Origin of the sequence: Aeromonas sp. 95A, from assembly GCF_051919235.1 — a bacterium.
In the GTDB taxonomy this organism is placed as follows: domain Bacteria; phylum Pseudomonadota; class Gammaproteobacteria; order Enterobacterales; family Aeromonadaceae; genus Aeromonas; species Aeromonas veronii.
This window is the reverse complement of sequence record NZ_JBQBFC010000001.1, coordinates 4,523,450-4,544,040: the sequence shown is the minus strand read 5'-3', so window position 1 is coordinate 4,544,040 and position 20,591 is coordinate 4,523,450. Positions and strand designations below refer to the sequence as shown.

Here is a 20,591-nt window from a genome sequence, read left to right as displayed (position 1 = left end):
CACAGTTAAATGAATGACATGAAAAGCAAATTAAAAGGAATGACCCTGCTCTCCCTGCTTAGTCTCGGCGGGTGTGTCAATATGGAAAAAGCGCCTCAGGTCCCTGCTCTGACGCTGGCCGAGCTTCGTAGCGAGCTGAGCCAGAGCGAGCAACGCCTGCAAACATCCATGGAACAGCAACAGAAGCAGTATGTGCAGCAACAGCACCTGCTGGTTCAGCTCAACACAGATGTCACCAATATGAAAGAGTCCGTCAAGCAAGTAGACCACAAGCTCGCCACCCTCCCCTCCGAGCCGCCCAAGCCGATGGCCATCCCCACCGAGAAGTGCCCGGCCCCCAATCAGGGTCACACCATCGATGGCAAGCTGATGGTCGGTGAAGCCGAGTGGATCTGGGTTGATGCGGCCAACGACGCCTTCCAGGCGCGGGTCGATACCGGTGCGACCACCTCCTCCATCAGTGCGCAGGAGATCACCATTTTCGAGCGCAACGGCAAAAACTGGGTGCGCTTCTTCCTAAGCCATCAGGAAGTGGACGACAAGATCCAGATCGAAGCGCCGCTGGTACGCCATGTGCGGGTGCGTCAGGCCTCTGCCGACGATCTGGACCGCCGTCCGGTAGTGCGTCTGGCCGTGCGCATTGGCGACATGACCGAGAAAGCCGAATTTACCCTGAAAGACCGTAGCGACATGACCTTCCCTGTGCTGCTGGGTCGCGAATTTTTGAAAGACATCGCCGTGGTTGATGTGGCCCGCGAATATATCCAACCCAAACCCAAGCTCAAGGATGTGAAATAATCCATGGTTTCCCGTAAGCCGTTCTATTTGCTGGTAGCCCTGCTGTACATTGTCGGCCTGGGGATGACGATCTATCACCATATCGCGTTGGATGTGCCGCTGACGCCCGGTGAAAAGCGCCAGATCTGGTCCATCGAAGCCAAGCTGGAGTTTGAGGCGACCGGTGAGCCGGTGATCGCCTCCCTGGCCATTCCGGGCACCCAGCCCGGTTTCACCCTGATGAACGAGAACGCCGCCAGCCCCGGCTACGGCCTCTCCTTCGTCGAGAAAGATGGCGATGCCCGCGCCGAGTGGTCCATCCGCACCGCCTCTGGCCGTCAGGAGCTCTACTACCGCGTCGACATGATGGCGGATGCCCATGCCAAACCGGCCGCCAATCCGCAGCCGCCTGCCATCGAGAAGCAGATCGAGAGTGAGCCTTACGCCACCGCGATGAAGCAGATCCTCGAGCGGGCACAGGAGCGCTCTGCCGACGGCTACACCCTGACTCGCGAGATCATCAAGGAGATCGAGAAGCAGGAGCAGAACGCCGAGCTGCTGAAAAAGCACAAGAGCCGCGCCAACCTGATCGCCGAACTGCTCAACAATGCTGACGTCCCCACCCGCGTGGTGCATGCCCTGAATCTGGAAGATGGCCGCCGTCGTCAGGAGCTGGTGGATTACCTGCAGGTATTCAACAGCCCGACCGACTACAAGCTGTTCAACCCGCAAACCGGTGAACAGGGTCGTCCGGCCAACCTGCTGCTGTGGGAATACAACTCCGGCGCCCTGCTGGACGTAACCGGTGGTCACAACTCCCGTGTCAGCTTCTCGATGATCGAGCAGGAGCAGCCGGTGAGCGTTGCTCTCGCGCAGAAGTTCGAAAAATCAGAGATGATGAACTTCTCCATCCACAGCCTGCCGCTGGAAGAGCAGACCCTGTTCAAGGGCTTGCTGCTGATCCCGATCGGCGTGCTGATGGTGGTGTTCCTGCGGGTTCTGGTGGGGATCAAAACCTCCGGTACCTTTATGCCGGTGCTGATCGCGGTCGCCTTTATCCAGACCTCGCTGGTCACCGGTCTCATCGGCTTCCTGCTGATCGTCGGTACCGGTCTCATCATCCGCTCCTATCTGTCGCGGCTTAACCTGCTGCTGGTCGCCCGAATATCGGCCATCATCATCATGGTTATCTCGATGATCGGTATCTTCTCCGCGTTCGCCTTCAAGCTGGGGCTGACCGACGGCATGAAGATCACCTTCTTCCCGATGATCATCCTCTCCTGGACCATCGAACGGATGTCCATCCTGTGGGAAGAAGAGGGCCCGAAAGAAGTGTTCCGCCAGGGCGGCGGCTCTCTGCTGGTTGCAGTCATCGCCTATCTGGCCATGGATAACGAGCTAATTCGTCACCTCACCTTCAACTTCCTCGGCCTGCAGCTGGTGCTGATGGCGACCGTGCTGTTGATGGGTAACTACACAGGCTACAAGCTGAGCGAACTGAAGCGCTTCAAGCCGCTGGTAGACGAGATGAAATCTGGCGTCACCCCGGGTAAGGACAAGTAACCGATGTGGTTCTGGGAAAAATACACCACCCCGTGGAGCCTGTCCCAATCAGGCATCCTCGGCATGAACAAGCGCAACCACTCCTACATCAGCCGCTACAATCCGCGCAGCCTCTATCCGCTGGTGGATGACAAGCTGCAGACCAAGCAAATTGCGCTGGATGCAGGGGTCACCGTGCCTGAGCTTATCGGTACCATCCGTGCCCAGCACGATGTGGGTCGCATCACCGAGCTGGTAAAAGATTGGCCGGGCTTCTGCATCAAGCCGGCTCGTGGCTCGGGCGGCAAGGGGATCCTGGTGATCCTGCGTCAGGAAGATGGCCTCTTCTACAAGCCCAACGGCAGCGCCTCCAACGGTCAGGATCTGGAGCGCCATGTTTCCAACATTTTGGCGGGGCTCTATTCGCTTGGCGGCAAGCCAGACGTGGCACTGGTGGAAGGCCTCATCAACTTTGATGATGTGTTCGACGGCTACTCCTTCGAAGGGGTACCCGATGCCCGAGTCATCATCTTCAAAGGGTTCCCGGTGATGGCGATGATGCGCCTCTCCACCGCCGCCTCTGACGGCAAGGCGAACCTGCACCAGGGCGCCGTGGGGGTGGGTCTGTGCCTGCGTACCGGTCGTGCCCTGCGGGCAGTGCAGTTTGGCAATCCGCTGCGCCACCACCCGGACACCGGCCTCGACCTCTATGAGCTCAAGGTCCCACACTGGGATACCCTGCTCACCCTGGCGGCCTCCTGCTATGAGATGTCGGGTCTGGGCTATATAGGTACTGACATGGTGCTGGACAAGTTCCGCGGCCCCATGCTGCTGGAGCTCAACGCCCGTCCCGGCCTTGCCATCCAGATCGCCAACGGTCGCGGCCTGGTGCCCAATCTCAAGACCATCGAGAAGCTGGGGCAGGTGAAGATGAACGTGGAGCAGCGGGTCAATTTCGCCAAGGATCACTTCGGGATCTTTGAGGAATAACACCTCCGCTTGTGAACTGAGCGCGCCTATGGCGCGCTTTTTTTATGGCTCATGTTTGTCTGTCGGCATATCCCCCATCCAGCCATAGGGGCAGCACCTCATTTCGAAACAACGAGTACGCCAGCGAACGGCTGCTTGGAATAGCGATGGAGTGAGAAGAGTGTGACCGCAATGTCAGGGGATGGATAAATCTCAGATATAAAAAAACCGGCGCCAAGACGCCGGTTCTTCAAGGAGAGTACGACCCGATTACAGGGAGTCAGCATTCTCGGACAGGTACTTGGCAACGCCGTCCGGAGAGGCTTGCATACCTTTTTTGCCTTTTTCCCACTGAGCCGGGCACACTTCGCCGTGCTCTTCGTGGAATTGCAGGGCATCGACCATGCGCAGCATCTCGTCGATGTTGCGGCCCAGCGGCAGATCGTTGACAACCTGGTGACGAACGACACCGTTCTTGTCGATCAGGAAGGAGCCACGGAACGCCACGCCGGCTTCCGGATGCTCAACGTCATAGGCTTTGCAGATTTCGTGTTTCACGTCGGCGATCAGCGGGTACTTGACCTGACCGATACCGCCATCTTCCACTTTGGTGTTGCGCCATGCGTTGTGGGAGAACTGGGAATCGATGGAAACACCGATCACTTCCACGCCACGCTTCTGGAACTCTTCATAACGGTGATCGAAGGCAATCAGCTCGGACGGGCAGACGAAGGTGAAATCGAGCGGATAAAAGAAGACAACGGCAGCTTTGCCTTTGATGTGGGATGACAGGTTGAATGAATCAACGATCTCGCCATTACCCAGAACAGCTGCGGCGGTAAAATCGGGTGCGGGACGGCCTACCAATACCATATTCAATTCCTCTTTATGTGAAGTGAACAATCCGGTGAGGATTGGGCTACCTAGAGCCAAGTCCATCTAATTCAAGCGACAAACTATAGACCCGGTGGTAGATTAGTTAAATCAAATTAAATAGATAGCATTAATCGGGTTTTTCTATGCAACGTTGGCCCAGCCTCAAACAGCTGCAATATCTGGTCGCTCTCGATGAGCACAAGAACTTCAACCGCGCCGCCAAGGCCTGTCATGTCAGCCAGTCGACCCTGAGTACCGGGATCCAGACGCTGGAGGACATGATGAACCTGCAACTGGTGGAGCGGGACCACAAGAGCTTCATTATGACCCCGGTCGGCATGGAAATCGTCGAGCGCGCTCGCAATTTACTCTCCGATGCGCGGGATCTCATGGAGCTCGGGCAACATCAGGGCGGCGTGATGCAGGGGACGGTACGTCTTGGCTGCATTCCCACCATCGCCCCCTTCCTGCTGAGCAAGCTGCTGAAAGAGTGCAGCAAAACCTATCCTGACCTCGAATTGTTGCTGCGTGAAGACACCACCAGCAATCTGCTCAAGCAGCTGGAACAGGGTCAGCTCGACTTGCTGATCCTCGCCCTGCCCATCGAGATCGGGGGATTTCACTGCAAGACCGTCGGCCAGGATCCGTTCCACATGGTGATGCCCGCCAGCATGGCGGCCGGTCTGCATACCCCGTTCGACTACAAGGAGCTGCCCAACCAGAGCATCTTCCTGCTGGAGCGGGAGCACTGCCTCACCGAGCACGCAGTGAGCGCCTGCCGCCTGCGGGACAAGAGCAAGATCAACCCGTTCGCCGCCACCAGCCTGCACACCCTGGTACAGATGGTGGAAGCGGGTCTTGGCACCACCTTCCTGCCGCAGATGGCCATCGATGCTGGCATCCTTGCCAACTCCGATCTGGTGGCCATCCCGCTGCCGGGAGAGACCTCCTATCGCGAGATCGGGCTGGTCTGGCGCCCCAGCACCACCCGGGTGCAGACCTTCTACAAGCTGGCCGAGCTGCTTAAACCGCTGATCAGCCACAACGAGTGACAACAAACGCCAGCCCTCGGGTTGGCGTTTTTCAGTTCCCCACCACATTTTTCCTCTCGAGACTAGGTCTGGAGCCAGATCCCTGTTTATGATGGAAAAGTTGTCGCGTGCCCTCCTGCCCCCAGAACGATTTGGCAGGATATGGCGCTCGATAAATGTCTCGTTTGGTAGACCCGTCCGTGGAGAGAGCCCGATGTATCGCAAGCTGCTGCTATCCCTGCTGACTCTGCTGCTGGCCGCCTGTTCCAGCACGCCGGAGCCGCCTCCGGCCCCCCGGCAGAGCAGTGCCTTTGATGGCTTCTACCAACAGTGGCGCGGTGTTCCCTACCGCATGGGCGGCGCAAGCCGCGCGGGGCTAGACTGCTCCGCCTTCACCCAGCTCGCCTACAGTCAGGTGCTGGGCTTCAACCTGCCAAGAACCACCGAATCTCAGGCCAGCATTGGCAAACCGGTGGATCGCTACCGGCTGCAACACGGGGATCTGGTCTTCTTCAAGACCGGCTGGCAGCAATACCATGTGGGGGTCTACACAGGTGCCGGCGAGTTTATTCACGCCTCCACCAGCAAGGGAGTGATCCGCTCCCGCCTCGACAACGTCTACTGGAACAGTCGCTACTGGCAGGCACGTCGGGTGACCCAGTAACCGCTCAAACGCCTGCTTGCGGCACAAGTCGCGTGCCGATACTCTCCGTCAATCCCTGTCGCGATGTCGGGACACACAACCCGCGCTTATAACTCAATTGGACCCAAAGCCTGCATATCACACCATTTTGTGATAAGGTGGTGGCCAATTTTTAACACTTTTGCCTTTTTCTCATACGCTCTCTGTCCTGATTGACAACACGCGCGGCGAAAGTGGAGTGTGGCGCAACACTGCCGGACGGGTGTCCCACAGCTGCAGTATCAAGGGTTAAATAGATAAGGAGATCGTGCAATGAAACAGTATCAAAGCTGGCTGGGGCAATACCTGATGAGTCGCCGTGACGGTGACCACGCCATGGCATGCGAGATGGCGAGTTCCATCTGCGAGTTCTGGCAGCAGCAGGGTGATGAAAACGAACTGGACAAGTGGCAGCAGATTTATCAGAACCATCTGGAAAAGACCACCTGATCCCAACCGTTGCCTTGCTGCCAGCCACGGTTGGCAGCAAGGCCACTCGCGACCAACCACCATCAGCCAACCCCTCTCCCCCAATTTTCCCGCTACGTTAAACCGCAACCTTCGTTAACTCGCGTTTTGCCGCCTGCATGTTGCTCTCTTGCGTACCAGCCTCTGTTCATTCCATCTCGGCAGCCATTTCCTGCGCCCAGTCGATAAAGGCCTGGATCTTGGGACACGCCCGATTGGGCAGGGTCGCCATGTAATAACGCTGCTCGCACTTGATCTCCAGCCCGGCAAAAGGGGCCACCAGCTCGTTGCGTGCCAGTCGCTTGCTCACCAGATTCTTGCGCCCCATGGCGATCCCGGCGTGATTCATGGCGGCGATGATGGCGAGATCCGAGCGATCAAAACCCATGCTCAGCTGGCATGCCTCGAGGCTGACCCCGGCGTGGCGAGCCCAGCAGCTCCATTCATCGGTATCCGAGTCAAATCCCCATGCCTGCCGATCATGAAGCAGACGGCACAAAGACAAGTTGGCGGGATTACCGACAAGCCCGTGCTGCTCGGCATATTCCGGGCTGCAGACCGGCAGCATGAACTCATCCATCAGCGGGTGGATGGCAAGCCGCTCCGGGCTCTTCTCATCGAAATAGAGGGTCAAATCGATGCCATAACCATGCAGGTTGATGTTCTCGTTACCGGTGATGATATTGAGCTCGATCTGCGGATGCAGGCGGGAGAAATCCGCCAACCTGGGCACCAGCCAGCACTGGGCGATGGAGGGACGCGAATAGATGGTCAGGGTACCGGAGAGCTCCTGATTCTTGATCTCCAGGATCTCCTGATTGATGAACTCCAGCGAAGATTTGAGCGCCCAGAACACCCGCTGCCCATCCGCCGTCAGTACCACCTTGCGGTGAAAACGCTCAAAGAGCTTGAACCCCAGCTCCTCTTCCAGCGCGCTGATCCGGTGACTCACGGCACTGGGGCTCAGCGACAGCTCATCAGCTGCCATAGCAAAGGATCCGTGGCGGGCGGCCGCCTCGAAGGTGTGCAGCTTGGCCAGCTGGTAGCCACTCAGCAGCTTGTTGCGCGATATGTAATTATCCCCGTTATACATTCATCCCCCTCTTCGCAATGGCCGCCGATGATACACCCACAGGCCACCTTCAGGATGAAACCAAAAGACCCAAAGAGTGTGATTTCGATAAATTGTGACCAATGTAGCGCCTTTGCATCACCTCAGCTCATCCAAGTGGTCGATTTCATCATTTGTCAGCCCCGCCTCATTTTCATTCAATAAGCGCATAAACAATCACACACAACAGATGTCGAGGCGCAGTATGAGTTCAGAGGTATGGGTCATCGCTACCTTGCTAAGTAGCATCATTCTTATCGTGGTTACCATAGTGAAGGGCAAGGTGCATCCTTTCCTCGCCCTGCTGCTGGCGAGCTTCTATGTCGGCACCCTGATGGGGATGAACCCGGTCAACATGGTCAATGCCATGGAAGCGGGCATTGGCGGCACGCTAGGCTTTCTCGCCGCCGTCATTGGTCTTGGCACCATACTTGGCAAGATGATGGAGGTGTCAGGGGCGGCGGAGCGCATCGGCCTCGCCCTGCAGAGATGCCGCTGGCTCTCGCCGGATGTCATCATGGTACTGGTGGGTCTGGTGTGCGGCATCACCCTGTTTGTCGAAGTCGGGGTAGTACTGCTGATCCCGCTCGCCTTCTCCATCGCCCGCAAGACCAGAACCTCGCAGCTGACCCTGGCCATTCCGCTCTGCACCGCCCTGATGGCCGTGCACTGCATAGTGCCGCCGCACCCGGCAGCCCTCTACGTCACCAATCAGCTGGGGGCTGACGTCGGCTCCGTCATCGTCTATGGCCTCGCGGTCGGGCTGTTTGCCTCGCTGGTTGGCGGCCCGCTGTTCCTCAAACTGCTGGGCAACCGGCTCCCGTTCAAGGTGGTACCCGATGCCTTTGCCGACATCAAGGCCCGCGATGAAGCAACTCTCCCGACTTTAGGCGCCTCGCTCTTTACCGTGCTGCTGCCCATCCTGCTGATGCTTGCCAAGACGGTCGCCGAGCTCAATATGGAGCACGCCAGCCACCTCTACACCGTGCTGGAGTTTATCGGCAACCCCATCACCGCCATGTTTATCGCCGCCTTCACCGCCTACTACTTGCTGGGGATCCGCCAGCAGATGAAGATGAAAGGGCTGCTCAACAAGACCGAGGAGTGCTTCTCCTCCATCGCCAATATCCTGCTCATCATCGGGGCGGGTGGCGCCTTCAACGGCGTGCTCAAAACCAGCGGGCTGGGCGACTCTCTGGCCACTATCCTCTCACAGTTGGATATGCACCCGATTCTGCTCGCCTGGCTGGTGGCTATCGTGCTGCACGCCGCCGTGGGCTCCGCCACCGTCGCCATGATGGGCGCCACCGCCATCGTCTCCCCCATCATGGCGCACTACCCGGATATCAGCCCGGAGATCATGACCCTGGCCATCGGCTCCGGTGCCATTGGCTGCACCATGGTGACTGACTCTCTGTTCTGGCTGGTCAAGCAGTATTGCGGCGCCACCCTGAACGAAACGCTCAAGTACTACACCACCGCCACCTTGGTCGCCTCCCTGATGGCGCTGGCCGGTACCTTCCTGCTCTCCTTTATCGTGTAACAAGACCGAGAACACTATGAAAAACATCGACGTACAACAGCTCACAGCGCAATTTCCACTGGTGCAATCCCTGATCGCGCTTGAGCCAGTCACCTGGTTCAACCCCAACACCACCACTCTGGCTGCCGGTCTGCCCTATGTGGGGCTCGATAACAACAATGTGGCGGACGCTTCCGCTCGGCTGGCCCGCTTCGCCCCCTACATGTGCGAAGCCTTCCCCGAGACCCGCACCAGCAACGGTATTCTGGAGTCCGAGATCGCTGCCATTCCGGCGATGCAGGCTACGCTCAACCTGCGCTACGGGGTTGAGGTCACCGGTCGACTGCTGCTGAAAAAAGACAGTCACCTGCCCATATCCGGCTCCATCAAGGCGCGCGGCGGTATCTACGAGGTGCTGACTCACGCCGAACAGTTGGCGATCAAGGCGGGACTGCTCTGCGAAGAGGATGACTATCGCAAACTGTTCAGCGACGAGTTTCGCCAGTTCTTCAGCCAGTACAGCATCGCAGTGGGCTCCACCGGCAACCTTGGCATGTCCATCGGCATCATGAGCGCCAAGCTCGGCTTTACCGTCACCGTCCACATGTCAGCCGATGCGCGGGAGTGGAAGAAGCGCAAGCTGCGTGAACACGGCGTCATCGTGGTCGAATATGCCGAAGATTACGGGGTGGCGGTGGAGCAGGGGCGCAAAGAGGCCGAGCGCGATCCCAACTGCTTCTTTATCGACGACGAGAACTCCCGCACCCTGTTCCTCGGCTACTCGGTGGCGGGCGAGCGGGTGAAAACGCAGTTCGACCAGATGGGCATCAAGGTGGATGCCGACCACCCGCTGTTTGTCTACCTCCCTTGCGGCGTGGGTGGCGGCCCGGGCGGCGTGGCCTTTGGTCTCAAGCTCGCGTTCGGAGACAACGTCCACTGCTTCTTCGCCGAGCCCACTCACTCCCCCTGCATGTTGCTGGGGGTCCACACCGGATTGCATGATGCCATTGCGGTGCAGGATCTGGGCATCGATAACCTCACCGAAGCCGACGGCCTCGCGGTAGGTCGCGCCTCCGGCTTCGTCGGCCGCGCCATGGAACGACTGCTCGATGGCTTCTACACCCTGAGCGATCAGGAGATGTATGACCTGCTCGGACTGCTGGCGCGCGATGAGCAGATCACACTCGAACCTTCTGCTCTGGCGGGTATGGCTGGCCCGTGGCGGGTGGCAACCAATCCCGAGTGGCTCACCGGGCGCGGTTGCGATGCCGCAACCATGGCACAGGCCACCCATCTGGTGTGGGCCACCGGCGGTGGCATGGTGCCCGCCGAAGAGATGGCAAAGTACCTGGCCAGCGCCAAGATCTAGGCTGTTTTGCCACTTTTATCTGCAAATCAACCCGCCATCACGGCGGGTTTTCTGTTTTGGGAACAAGGGGATGGGGCAGTTCTGTCGCAATCCATGGCGACAATTTCCCCAAGTTGGTCAGTTTGTGCTAAAATGGCGCTCATTTTTTGACATCTCGCGTCACGTTCGCCGCCAGATTGCCCATCGGGCTCTCTGCCCGGGTCGTGACTTTGCACCATCATGCCTGATGATGCTCCCCCCAGGATGAGCCGACAGGCTCCCATCAAGGTGGGCACCCTCAAGGGCACATGAGATAAGGAGATCGGGTAATGAAACAATATCAAAGCTGGCTGGGAGATTATCTGATGAGTCGACGTGACGGAGATCACGCGATGGCTTCGGAACTTGCCAACACCATCTGCGCCTTCTGGAAGGCCCAGGGTGATGAAGCAGAAACCAGCAAATGGCAGCAACGCTATCAGCAACACGTAGAGCAGGCGCAATAAGCCCCTTCACTCTTTCGCGATAAAAAACCGGCGCACATGGCGCCGGTTTTGCGTTTCTGGCAAGCAGCAGATTACATCTGGTCGATCATGTCCTGAGCAAACTGGGAGCAGGAGCGCAGGGTGGCCCCTTCCATCAGACGCTCGAAGTCATAGGTGACGGTCTTGTTTCGGATCGCCGCTTCCATCCCCTTGATGATGAGATCGGCCGCTTCGACCCAACCCATGTGGCGCAGCATCATCTCGGCAGAGAGGATCAGGGAGCCCGGATTGACCTTGTCCTGACCGGCATACTTCGGTGCAGTACCGTGGGTCGCTTCGAACAGGGCCACGCCGTCACCGATGTTGGCACCCGGCGCGATGCCGATACCGCCTACCTGAGCGGCCAGCGCGTCGGAGATGTAGTCGCCGTTGAGGTTCATACAGGCGATGACGTCATACTCGGCCGGACGCAGCAGGATCTGCTGCAAGAAGGCATCGGCGATGACATCCTTGATGACGATGGTCTTGCCGGTTTTCGGGTTCTTGAAGGAGCACCAGGGGCCGCCATCGATCAGCTGGGCACCGTACTCGTTCTGGGCCAGAGCATAACCCCAATCCTTGAAGGCACCTTCGGTGAACTTCATGATGTTGCCCTTGTGCACCAGAGTCACGGAGTCGCGATCATTGTCGATGGCATACTCGATGGCGGCACGCACCAGACGCTCGGTACCGGCTTTGGACATCGGCTTGATGCCGATCCCGCAGGACTCGGGGAAGCGAATTTTCTTCACGCCCATTTCGTTTTGCAGGAAGGCGATCACCTTGTTTGCTTCGGCGCTGTCGGCCTTCCACTCGATACCGGCGTAGATGTCTTCGGCGTTTTCGCGGAAGATCACCATGTCGGTCAGATCAGGACGTTTCACCGGGCTCGGGGTGCCGTCGTAGTAACGCACCGGGCGCAGGCAGATGTAGAGATCCAGCTCCTGACGCAGAGCCACGTTGAGAGAGCGGATACCGCCACCGACCGGCGTGGTCAGCGGGCCCTTGATGGCTACGCAGTATTCGCGAATGAAATCGAGGGTTTCGGCCGGCAGCCAGGCACCTTCGCCATAGACATGAGTCGACTTCTCGCCGGTGTAGATCTCCATCCAGGCGATCTTGCGCTCGCCCTTGTAGGCTTTCTCGACCGCAGCATTCACCACATTCAACATGGCCGGGGTTACGTCAACACCGATGCCATCCCCTTCAATAAACGGAATGATCGGATGGTTGGGAACCTGCAGCTTGCCGTTGGCATCGACTGTGATTTTCTGACCTTGGGTCGGGATTACTACTTTGCTTTCCATCGGCATCTCCTAACTTCCGTTTGTTATCAACTTGTTTGTTGCGCGCGGCCATCTTAGCCCATTCATTTTCATAATAAAACGACAAGAAAGCATGTCAGACCAAAGAGGTAGCCACCCGCCAGTGCGCCGTCACCACGCCTTCCCGACACAGCCCCGTTATCCCTCCAGCTCGCTGGCCGCAGCCTGCGGCTGACTCAGGGAACGGTACTGGGAAGGGGTCAAGCCGGTCTTCTGTTTGAACACCCGGCAGAAGTAGTTCACGTCACTGTAACCGCAGCGACTGGCCACCTCTTCAAGACGAAAGCGGTACTTTTTCAGCATGAATTTGGCCCGATCGATCCGCACCCAGCTGATGTAATCGGCAAGGCGCATATGACCCTGCTCGCGGAACAGGTGGGAGAGATGGCTGGCCGAGACGTTGAAACGATGGGCGATGGAGTCACGGGTGATGGAGCGGTGAAAGTTCTCCTGGATATAGATGCAGATCCCGTGAAAGAGCTCTGCCCCCCGTGGCCGATCCGTGGCGGACTCCAGCAACAGCTGACGGGCACTCGCCAGCAGAGCCTGCAGCAGGTGATCATCGGTGGGGGAGCGACCGGGATCCTCGGTCAGTACGTTCAGCGCCGCCAAAATGTGTTCGATCACATGGCCCACCCGCGCCATGATGCTGTGCTTTTGCACATCGAAAAAGTCCGGATCTTCACGGCGCTTGCTCACCAGACTGAACCCCAGCTGGCGTTTGCCAAACAGCAGGCTCAGCACCGAGCAGTCGGTGGTCCAGAGCGGCTTGTTCCAGCCGTTGGGAGGGATATAGAGCGCCTGTCCCGGCAATACATTGATCTCTCTGACCCCCTCCTCCCTGTCCCAAATTTGGTTGAGATACTCGCCGCTAAAGACCAGCTCGAGGCGGGGAAAGTTGACCTGATAGCTGAAACTGGGTGGCACCCCCTGTTCACTGGCAAACCAGATTTGGTCAAATGGAACCTGTTCGCTCAGGGCTCCGTCGAGCAGTTGGCTGAAGATGAGAGACATGGTGATCCTGATCAAGAGAGAGGCAAGCGGTTGCGGCGCGCGCGACCGCCCATGTTATAGTCCGGTCCACAGCAGTAATGCCACCCTTTTCTGCACCCGATTTTCTTCAAACTAGACGAGGCGTCCCTTATGAGCAGTAGCGATCTGCCCTCCTTTCTGTTGATGCAAAACCCGATTCAAGGCTATGACTGGGGCAGTCATGACTCCCTCACCACCCTGTTTGGCATTCCCAACCCGCAAGGCAAACCCCAGGCCGAGCTGTGGATGGGGGCTCACCCCAACGGCTGCTCCGAGGTGACGCTGGCGGGCAGTGTGCAAAAGCTCTCTAAGGTGATCGACAGTGCTCCGGCCGCCGCGCTGGGTGAGGCCACCTTTGCCCGTTTTGGCAGCCTGCCGTTCCTGTTCAAGGTGTTGTGTGCCGAGAAGGCTCTCTCCATTCAGGTGCACCCGAGCAAGGCTCAGGCCGAAGCGGGCTTTGTCAAAGAGGAGGCCGCAGGCATCGATATCAAGGCGAGCAATCGCAACTACAAGGACCCGAACCATAAGCCGGAGCTGGTCTTTGCCCTCACCCCCTATCAGGCGATGAACGGCTTTCGCGCCATCCCGGCCATTCTGGCACTGTTCGAGCGGGTCAATCTGGCGGCCATAGCCGATCTGACCGCAGCCCTTGCCGCCAGCCAGAATGAAGCGGGCCTGCAGCACTTCTTCCACCAGCTGCTGGTACTGGAAGGGGCGCGCAAGGAGGATGTGTTGGAAGGACTGCTGGCCTATGCCGCCGCCCATCAGGATGAGGAGACGTTTGCCCTCATCACCAGTCTGGCGGCCCAGTACCCGGGAGATGTAGGCCTCTTCTCGCCGCTGCTGCTCAACGTGGTGACGCTTGAGCCAGGTCAGGCGATGTTCCTCGATGCCTGTACCCCGCACGCCTATGTGCGCGGCACCGGCCTCGAGATCATGGCCAACTCCGACAACGTGCTGCGCGCCGGCCTCACCCCCAAATACATCGACGTGGCAGAGCTCTTGGATTGCACCCGCTGCTTGCCCAAGCCGGATGACCAGATCCTGCTGGCCCCCCGCTGTGATGGTGCGGTACAGCACTTCGACGTGCCGGTACCTGACTTCACTTTCAGCGTCTACCCAGCTGGCGAGCATCAGCTCACCACTGCCAGCGCCGAGATCCTGTTTGCCATCGATGACACAGTGACCCTCAAGCAAGGCGAACAGTCACTGCGTCTGGATAAAGGGCAATCAGCCTTTATTCCTGCAGCGACTGGCAGTTATCAACTGCTGGCCGAAGGGCGGGTCGCCCGCGCCGGCAACCGCTGCTAATCAGCATAAGAGCCGACTCTCGTTGGAGGGGGAATATGCCTCCCCCTCCCAACAGAGCAATATGGCCTACCAGTCAAGTCCGTCTGTATCTCTACTGCTCTCTTATGCCTACCTTCCTTCAGGCATCTCGCTCTGAAGTCCATCCCTGACTGCATCCTGACCACAACCAGCTCCACAGGTTTGTCGCCTGAGCTTGGCGCACCCCTGATGCAGATGACTGGGTCTGCTGAAACGAAGAAAATTCCAGCCTGCACAAGCAACGGCGACACTCTGAGTATCCGAAAAAATGGAGGCAATAAAAATAACAACTCTACTCTCTACTATTTTCATCCCCTGATGAAAACTAAAACAGCACATTGATGCATCGCCATTAAACCTTTCCCAGGCCATCATCATTCGGTCTGTAAACATTTAGCAGCCGTAGTCATACAGAACCATTAATAATGCAAACGAAAGGAATCTCTTTTGAATTTTCGAGATGCGGCCCTATTTTTTAGTCGTTCTATAATTTAACTCCAAGCAGATCATTCGAAATTTGTCGAAAATAATAACTCAATAAAAAAACAAGCTGTTGATATATAACTCCTTTCTTTTACGCCACACCTTCAGGCTGACATAATCCGTAATAAAGCCAGGCTGCATTAACTGACAATCCAATCAATTTAAAGGCAGGATAATGAGAGATTTGATATTTATTTTTTGATATGCCAGCCAAACCTCATTGCAGTAAAGAAATAGACCTTAAATACCCTCTGTGATTAAGATCTCTTTTATTTGATTTATTTTTAAGGTATCACATCTATTCGCCGCTATAAATTTCACACAAAGATCCCCTGACAAAAATAGATAAAAGAGGATATATGCTGACAAAAATGACAATTGGGCAAAAGCTGACCATGGCGTTTACCACTCTCGCTTTGTTGATGCTGGGTTTTGCCTGGTTTGCCACTTTACAACTCTCCAATATTTACCGTGACGCCAGTGAGGTCAGCGATAATATCGTTCCCTCCATCCGGGCATCCAGCCAGATGCATGTGTCCTTGCTGGACGCGCGCCGTGCCGAACTGAACATGGTGATAGATGCACTGGGCAAGGATCCCGACTCCCTCAACAGCAGCACACAGTCTTTCGAAGCGGCAAAGAGTCAGTACATGGCCGCCGAGCAACGGTATGGATCGATGCCTTTCGTGTCGGAGCGAGATCGCAACATGTTTGCAGAGCTGAAAACTGCAGCAGCCAAATATTTTTCAGCCCATAGTGACTTGGAAACAGCCATACGGCAGGGAGATATTGCCAAGGTGCAGTCGCTGATCAAAAACGAATCTCGTGCAGCCCTCGAGCAGGCCGGACAGGATGGTCTGGAGCTTCGCAAGGAGAACGATCGGGTTGCCAACCTGCTGACCAAGCAGAGTGAGGCTTCCTATGAACGGGCAAAACTGCTGAGCACTACAGTCGGTGCGCTAACCTTGCTGTTCGTCGTTATTGTGGCCTGGTTGCTGATCCGGCAGATCCGAAATCCTGTGATGACCCTGCTGGAGCAGACCCGCCAGGTGGCGGCAGGCAACCTCACCAGCCAACTCGACATGAAGCAATTCTCCCATGACGAACTGGGTAAGCTGGCTCAAGGGTTCAACGAGATGCAATCCAATCTGCGCATGCTGGTCAACGAGGTCTCCGGCTCGGTAGTGCAGTTGGGCGCGGCCGCCGAAGAGATCAGCGCGGTGGCACAGCAATCGGCCAACAACATGGGCGCCCAGCAGCATGAGCTCAATCAGCTGGCCACAGCCATGAACGAGATGCAAGCCACGGTACAGGAGGTGGCCCGCAACACCAACGACGCCGCCAGCGCAGCAACGTCGGCCAGCGACACAGCCGCACAGGGCAGCGAGACCGTCAATGACTCAATCGGCAGGATTGAAAAGGTGGCTACCGCCATCGAAGAGACTGCTCTGGTGATCCGCCAGCTGGGTGATGACAGCCGAAATATCGGCATGGTGCTTGAAGTCATTCAGGGGATTGCCGAGCAAACCAACCTGCTGGCACTGAATGCGGCAATCGAGGCAGCCCGAGCCGGTGAACAAGGTCGTGGTTTCGCCGTGGTAGCAGATGAAGTCCGCACTCTGGCCAAACGAACCCAAGACTCCACTTCCCAGATCAACCACATCATCTCCGAACTGCAGCAGCGTGCTAACGAAGCGGGCGTAACCATGCAACAGAGTCAGGATATGATGTCCGAGACGGTCCACACTGCTCGCGAAGCGGGAGCCTCTATTGCCGAAATAAGCAGCTCGGTTAACAGTATCTCCCACATGAATATTCAGATTGCCACCGCAACTGAAGAGCAGGGGGCGGTAAGCGAGGAGCTCAATCGCAATGTAGTCAACATCAGCAATGCCTCGGAAGAAGTGGCGACCGGCGCCAAACAAATGGCTCAGGCTTGCAACGACCTCAACCTGTTGGCAACACAACTGCAGGAGGTTGTACGCAAGTTTCGGACATAACGCCCGATTCTCCTCCCCTCATTAATCAGCTCAATAAGGCTGAAGCACTAAACAGCCCGCCATCCATAAAAGTGGCGGGCTTTGTTAAATAAGGGCTCATGCAAAACCCAAGGACACCGATGATGAACATAACAAGTGATCAGTAGATGGATTAACTCACATCAAGAGCTGCTCTCCCTCTTTCTGATTGTTCTCTCAACGCGTTTTGCCAGCACCTTCACATTTTCCGCCCTCAAAGTAGCACACAAATCTCCATACCTCCGAAGGCAAAACCTTTTCGACGCACTCATGCAAGTAGCAAGACGCATTCATAATTAATTGTTTTTATTAAAAAAATAAAAACATCGGTATGAGTTGGCTTTCATGATGATATGCGAGCTGGGTCACATGACGACTTGCACAGCACAAAAATCCAGTAAACGGCACATTTGTCCGATTTCGGCACCGCGCCAACGGGAGAACAATATCCAGGTCAATCGTTCCCCCCATCATGCGGCTCGGCAACGGAGCCAGGAGAGTAATATGTTACCCACCATGACCAACGGCAGACTCATCTGCCTGGAGTTGAAGGCCACCAGCAAGGAGGCTCTGTTCGACGAGATGGCACAGATGCTGGCGCGCGATGGCGCCGTGTCTGATCAACAGCAATTCGTCAAGGATATCTGGGCCCGCGAGCAGCTGGACTGCACCGGCTTCGAGCAGGGTGTCGCCCTGCCCCACGCCAAGAGCAAGGCGGTCAGCCGTCCGGCCATAGCCATCGGTGTCAGCCGTCAGGGTATCGAGTACGGCGCCGAAGATGGCAAACCGACCCAGCTTATCTTCATGATCGCCTCCCCGGATGGCGGTGCCAACCACCACATCGAAGTGCTGGCCGAACTCTCTACCCGTCTGCTGGAACCCGGTTTTATCGAGCAGATGAAGGCGGCCACTACCGTCGAGCAAGCCCTGACTCTGCTCAAGCAAGGCCCGAAAGCGGAAAAACCGGCGCCAGCCGCCAAACCGGCAGCCACTGCCCCGGCGGCCCCTGAAGAGCGCACCTTCAAGGATCGCCTCAATACCATGAAGCAGCACCTGCTGTTTGGTACCTCCCACATGATCCCCTTCATCGTGGCAGGCGGTGTGCTGCTCTCCCTGTCGGTGATGATGAGCGGCAAGGGCGCCGTGCCGGAAGCGGGCTTCCTCAAAGACATGGCCACCATGGGTATCGCCGGTCTGACTCTGTTTACTGCCGTACTGGGTGGCTACATCGCCTACTCGCTGGCTGACAAGCCGGGCCTGGCCCCGGGCATGATCGGCTCCTGGATTGCCGTTCAGCACTATCAGACCGGTTTCCTCGGCGCCATTCTGGTGGGCTTTATCGCAGGTTTCGTGGTCAATCAGCTCAAACGGATCAAGCTGCCTGACTCCATGACCTCCCTTGGTTCCATCTTCATCTATCCGCTGATCGGTACCTTCCTGGTGTGTGGCATCGTGATGTGGGGGATCGGTGCCCCGATCGCCGCCATGATGGAAGGGATGAACCACTGGCTCTCCAGCATGGCGGGCTCAGGTAAAGTGATGCTGGGTGCCATTCTGGGTGGTATGACTGCCTTCGATATGGGCGGCCCGGTCAACAAGGTTGCTACCCTGTTTGCCCAGACTCAGGTCAACACCCAGCCCTGGCTGATGGGCGGCGTCGGCATCGCCATCTGTGTGCCGCCGCTCGGTATGGCACTGGCGACCTTTATGTCTCCGAAGCGTTACAAGAAAGAGGAGCGTGAATCCGGCAAAGCGGCCGCCATCATGGGTATGATCGGTATCAGTGAAGGTGCTATCCCGTTCGCCGCCGCTGACCCCATGCGCGTTATCCCGGCCATAGTCGCAGGCGGCATCGTCGGCAACATCACCGGCTTCATGATGCACAGTATCAACCACGCCCCCTGGGGTGGCTGGATTGTCCTGCCGGTTGTTGAAGGCAAGATGGGCTACATCCTGGGTACCATCCTCGGCGCCCTGACCACCGCCATCATCGTCAACCTGCTGAAGAAGCCGGTGAGCGAAGAAGATGACGTGACCGCCACCCAAACCAACTTCGAAGTCATTGAAGCGGAAGGAGAAGCGGACGTACTGGCCATCACTGCCTGCCCCTCTGGCGTGGCCCACACCTTCCTGGCCGCCAAGAGCCTGCAGAAGGCCGCCGCCAAGCAGGGGATCAAGATCAAGGTCGAGACCCAGGGAGCCAACGGCATCATCAACCACATCACCGCCAAGGATGTCGCCAACGCCCGCTGCGTCATCTTCGCCCACGACGTGGCTATCAAGAACCGCGAACGCTTCACCAATATCGAGGTCATCGATGTGAAGACCAAGGAGGCGATTCACAATCCGGAAGCACTGCTGGCCCGCACGCTGGGCAACAAGGCAAACGCCGCCTGATAGCCGTCAGACACCACCTATAACAAGGGGCCCATCGCGGGCCCCTTTTCGTTGCCTGCCGAGCAACCGCATATCATCCCACCGACCAAGCCACTGATTTAAAACATATTAACCAGTCACATCACGGATCTTGGCGAGCCGTCACAGAACGGTGACGTGTAAAAAAACAGCAATTGAAGCGCTGGTCAGATCTCATGTCAAATGGCTCCACCTACTAAACTGGAGCATCACAAAAATGATAAAAATCAATAAATTGGTTCTGGCTGTTACCCTCACCCTCACTGCCCCCCCCTTGCTGGCCGCCCATTGGGAGTGCGGTGAGCATGTGCGCTTCGGCCTGCCCTCCGAATCGGATCAGAAGCTCTGCCGTGAAGGGTATGCCGTCGGCTACAACTACGACTACAAGGTGGCGGACTGGGTCTCCTACCGGATGACCGCTCAGAGCGCACAGGGCACAGTGCCGCGCAAGGATGCCTTCGCCGAGGACAGAGAGATCCCGGTTGCCTACCGCGCCACTCTCTCCGATTACAAGGGCTCGGGCTACGACCGTGGCCATCAGGCCCCGGCGGGGGACATGAAATCGAACAAGAACACTATGAAAGAGAGCTTCCTGCTGAGCAACATGACGCCGCAGATCGGGGTGCTCAACCAGAAGGCGTGGCGCGTGCTGGAGGACAAGGTGAACAAGTGGGCGGTCTCCCGCAAGGATGTGCAGGTGATCACCGGCCCCATCTTTACCGGCTCTGAAGAGTCCATCGGTCAGGGTGTGGCGATCCCGAGCGCCTACTACAAGATCGTGATGGACCCGGCCAGACTGCAGGCCATCGCCTTTATCATGCCGCAGGAAGAGGTGCCCATCAGCCAGATCGCCGACTACCGGGTCTCGGTACGCGAGGTGGAAGAGCAGACCCAGCTCAACTTCTTCAGCGATATGCCCGAAGAGCAGCAAGAGACGCTGGAAGCCCGCGTCTCCCAGATGTGGAACTGACCGCGAATACTCATCAGCAGATAGATTGACACCCCATCTATCTTGCATCGCGATAGATAGAGGGAGGGGCCAGCGCCCCTCCGAGCAGGGGGAGTCACGCTCCCCCTGTCCCTTTCAGATGGCTGCTGAACCGTTGCGGCCACAGGTGTGGCATCACTCGACGACTCGC

General features: G+C 57.4%; 17 protein-coding genes. 13 read left to right on the top strand and 4 right to left on the bottom strand.

The genetic code is table 11. The features are described from left to right. Positions 1–9 precede the first annotated feature (9 nt). From ACTG2U_RS20785 to ACTG2U_RS20775, 3 genes are read left to right on the top strand one after another with little or no spacing between them, the layout of a single operon-like run. Positions 10–798, top strand: a complete 789-nt coding sequence (locus ACTG2U_RS20785; RefSeq protein WP_005337698.1) for an ATP-dependent zinc protease family protein — start codon at positions 10–12, stop codon at positions 796–798. Positions 799–801: 3 nt separating this feature from the next. Continuing rightward, complete coding sequence (locus ACTG2U_RS20780; RefSeq protein ID WP_005337699.1) at positions 802–2,340, top strand: inactive transglutaminase family protein; 1,539 nt, start codon at positions 802–804, stop codon at positions 2,338–2,340. Between the two features lie 3 nt (positions 2,341–2,343). Next, entirely contained in the window at positions 2,344–3,309 is a 966-nt protein-coding gene (locus tag ACTG2U_RS20775) for an alpha-L-glutamate ligase-like protein (RefSeq protein ID WP_005337700.1), read from the top strand. A gap of 249 nt (positions 3,310–3,558) precedes the next feature. On the opposite strand, the gene ACTG2U_RS20770 is transcribed toward ACTG2U_RS20775, so the two are convergent. After that, entirely contained in the window at positions 3,559–4,161 is a 603-nt protein-coding gene (locus ACTG2U_RS20770; protein WP_005337701.1) for a peroxiredoxin C, read from the bottom strand. A gap of 146 nt (positions 4,162–4,307) precedes the next feature. On the opposite strand from ACTG2U_RS20770, the gene ACTG2U_RS20765 reads away from it, so the two are divergent. The 3 genes from ACTG2U_RS20765 to ACTG2U_RS20755 all read left to right on the top strand — a co-directional run bounded on the left by ACTG2U_RS20765 (position 4,308) and on the right by ACTG2U_RS20755 (position 6,327). Next, the gene (locus ACTG2U_RS20765; RefSeq protein ID WP_005337702.1) at positions 4,308–5,216 is read left to right on the top strand and encodes a hydrogen peroxide-inducible genes activator; all 909 of its coding nucleotides are present in this window, start codon (positions 4,308–4,310) and stop codon (positions 5,214–5,216) included. A gap of 193 nt (positions 5,217–5,409) precedes the next feature. Further along, positions 5,410–5,859 (top strand): C40 family peptidase, encoded by a 450-nt coding sequence (locus tag ACTG2U_RS20760; protein ID WP_005337703.1) that lies wholly within the window; start codon positions 5,410–5,412, stop codon positions 5,857–5,859. A 291-nt stretch (positions 5,860–6,150) separates the two neighbouring features. Further along, positions 6,151–6,327: a hypothetical protein gene (locus tag ACTG2U_RS20755; protein WP_005337704.1), complete on the top strand. Its 177-nt coding sequence runs from the start codon at positions 6,151–6,153 to the stop codon at positions 6,325–6,327. Between the two features lie 166 nt (positions 6,328–6,493). On the opposite strand, the gene dsdC is transcribed toward ACTG2U_RS20755, so the two are convergent. Then, on the bottom strand, positions 6,494–7,438 hold the full coding sequence (dsdC, locus tag ACTG2U_RS20750; protein WP_194495761.1) for a DNA-binding transcriptional regulator DsdC: 945 nt from the start codon (positions 7,436–7,438) through the stop codon (positions 6,494–6,496). A 223-nt stretch (positions 7,439–7,661) separates the two neighbouring features. Between dsdC and dsdX the strand changes: the two genes are divergently transcribed. The 3 genes from dsdX (at position 7,662) to ACTG2U_RS20735 (ending at position 10,832) form a co-directional block, all read left to right on the top strand. Next, complete coding sequence (gene dsdX / locus ACTG2U_RS20745; RefSeq protein WP_439975082.1) at positions 7,662–8,999, top strand: D-serine transporter DsdX; 1,338 nt, start codon at positions 7,662–7,664, stop codon at positions 8,997–8,999. A 16-nt stretch (positions 9,000–9,015) separates the two neighbouring features. Then, complete coding sequence (locus ACTG2U_RS20740; RefSeq protein ID WP_439975081.1) at positions 9,016–10,347, top strand: D-serine ammonia-lyase; 1,332 nt, start codon at positions 9,016–9,018, stop codon at positions 10,345–10,347. A gap of 308 nt (positions 10,348–10,655) precedes the next feature. After that, entirely contained in the window at positions 10,656–10,832 is a 177-nt protein-coding gene (locus ACTG2U_RS20735) for a hypothetical protein (RefSeq protein ID WP_005337712.1), read from the top strand. A gap of 71 nt (positions 10,833–10,903) precedes the next feature. Here ACTG2U_RS20735 and icd read toward each other — a convergent pair whose 3' ends face one another. Continuing rightward, the gene (gene icd / locus ACTG2U_RS20730; protein WP_005347179.1) at positions 10,904–12,157 is read right to left on the bottom strand and encodes an NADP-dependent isocitrate dehydrogenase; all 1,254 of its coding nucleotides are present in this window, start codon (positions 12,155–12,157) and stop codon (positions 10,904–10,906) included. A 156-nt stretch (positions 12,158–12,313) separates the two neighbouring features. Then, positions 12,314–13,189, bottom strand: coding sequence for a helix-turn-helix transcriptional regulator (locus tag ACTG2U_RS20725; RefSeq protein ID WP_439975080.1), 876 nt, complete (start codon positions 13,187–13,189; stop codon positions 12,314–12,316). A 129-nt stretch (positions 13,190–13,318) separates the two neighbouring features. Between ACTG2U_RS20725 and manA the strand changes: the two genes are divergently transcribed. The 4 genes from manA to ACTG2U_RS20705 all read left to right on the top strand — a co-directional run bounded on the left by manA (position 13,319) and on the right by ACTG2U_RS20705 (position 20,422). Then, entirely contained in the window at positions 13,319–14,518 is a 1,200-nt protein-coding gene (gene manA / locus ACTG2U_RS20720) for a mannose-6-phosphate isomerase, class I (RefSeq protein WP_439975079.1), read from the top strand. An 860-nt stretch (positions 14,519–15,378) separates the two neighbouring features. Continuing rightward, the gene (locus ACTG2U_RS20715) at positions 15,379–17,019 is read left to right on the top strand and encodes a methyl-accepting chemotaxis protein (protein ID WP_439975078.1); all 1,641 of its coding nucleotides are present in this window, start codon (positions 15,379–15,381) and stop codon (positions 17,017–17,019) included. Between the two features lie 522 nt (positions 17,020–17,541). Continuing rightward, positions 17,542–19,434, top strand: a complete 1,893-nt coding sequence (locus tag ACTG2U_RS20710) for a PTS fructose transporter subunit EIIC (protein WP_123172768.1) — start codon at positions 17,542–17,544, stop codon at positions 19,432–19,434. A 235-nt stretch (positions 19,435–19,669) separates the two neighbouring features. Then, positions 19,670–20,422 (top strand): DNA/RNA non-specific endonuclease, encoded by a 753-nt coding sequence (locus tag ACTG2U_RS20705; protein WP_421266949.1) that lies wholly within the window; start codon positions 19,670–19,672, stop codon positions 20,420–20,422. Positions 20,423–20,591 lie beyond the last annotated feature (169 nt).

Coding starts and splice junctions, on each gene's coding strand:
- ACTG2U_RS20785 (WP_005337698.1), top strand. CDS start 10: ATGAATGACATGAAAAGCAAATTAAAAGGAATGACCCTGCTCTCCCTG.
- ACTG2U_RS20780 (WP_005337699.1), top strand. CDS start 802: ATGGTTTCCCGTAAGCCGTTCTATTTGCTGGTAGCCCTGCTGTACATT.
- ACTG2U_RS20775 (WP_005337700.1), top strand. CDS start 2,344: ATGTGGTTCTGGGAAAAATACACCACCCCGTGGAGCCTGTCCCAATCA.
- ACTG2U_RS20770 (WP_005337701.1), bottom strand. CDS start 4,161: ATGGTATTGGTAGGCCGTCCCGCACCCGATTTTACCGCCGCAGCTGTT.
- ACTG2U_RS20765 (WP_005337702.1), top strand. CDS start 4,308: ATGCAACGTTGGCCCAGCCTCAAACAGCTGCAATATCTGGTCGCTCTC.
- ACTG2U_RS20760 (WP_005337703.1), top strand. CDS start 5,410: ATGTATCGCAAGCTGCTGCTATCCCTGCTGACTCTGCTGCTGGCCGCC.
- ACTG2U_RS20755 (WP_005337704.1), top strand. CDS start 6,151: ATGAAACAGTATCAAAGCTGGCTGGGGCAATACCTGATGAGTCGCCGT.
- dsdC (WP_194495761.1), bottom strand. CDS start 7,438: ATGTATAACGGGGATAATTACATATCGCGCAACAAGCTGCTGAGTGGC.
- dsdX (WP_439975082.1), top strand. CDS start 7,662: ATGAGTTCAGAGGTATGGGTCATCGCTACCTTGCTAAGTAGCATCATT.
- ACTG2U_RS20740 (WP_439975081.1), top strand. CDS start 9,016: ATGAAAAACATCGACGTACAACAGCTCACAGCGCAATTTCCACTGGTG.
- ACTG2U_RS20735 (WP_005337712.1), top strand. CDS start 10,656: ATGAAACAATATCAAAGCTGGCTGGGAGATTATCTGATGAGTCGACGT.
- icd (WP_005347179.1), bottom strand. CDS start 12,157: ATGGAAAGCAAAGTAGTAATCCCGACCCAAGGTCAGAAAATCACAGTC.
- ACTG2U_RS20725 (WP_439975080.1), bottom strand. CDS start 13,189: ATGTCTCTCATCTTCAGCCAACTGCTCGACGGAGCCCTGAGCGAACAG.
- manA (WP_439975079.1), top strand. CDS start 13,319: ATGAGCAGTAGCGATCTGCCCTCCTTTCTGTTGATGCAAAACCCGATT.
- ACTG2U_RS20715 (WP_439975078.1), top strand. CDS start 15,379: ATGCTGACAAAAATGACAATTGGGCAAAAGCTGACCATGGCGTTTACC.
- ACTG2U_RS20710 (WP_123172768.1), top strand. CDS start 17,542: ATGTTACCCACCATGACCAACGGCAGACTCATCTGCCTGGAGTTGAAG.
- ACTG2U_RS20705 (WP_421266949.1), top strand. CDS start 19,670: ATGATAAAAATCAATAAATTGGTTCTGGCTGTTACCCTCACCCTCACT.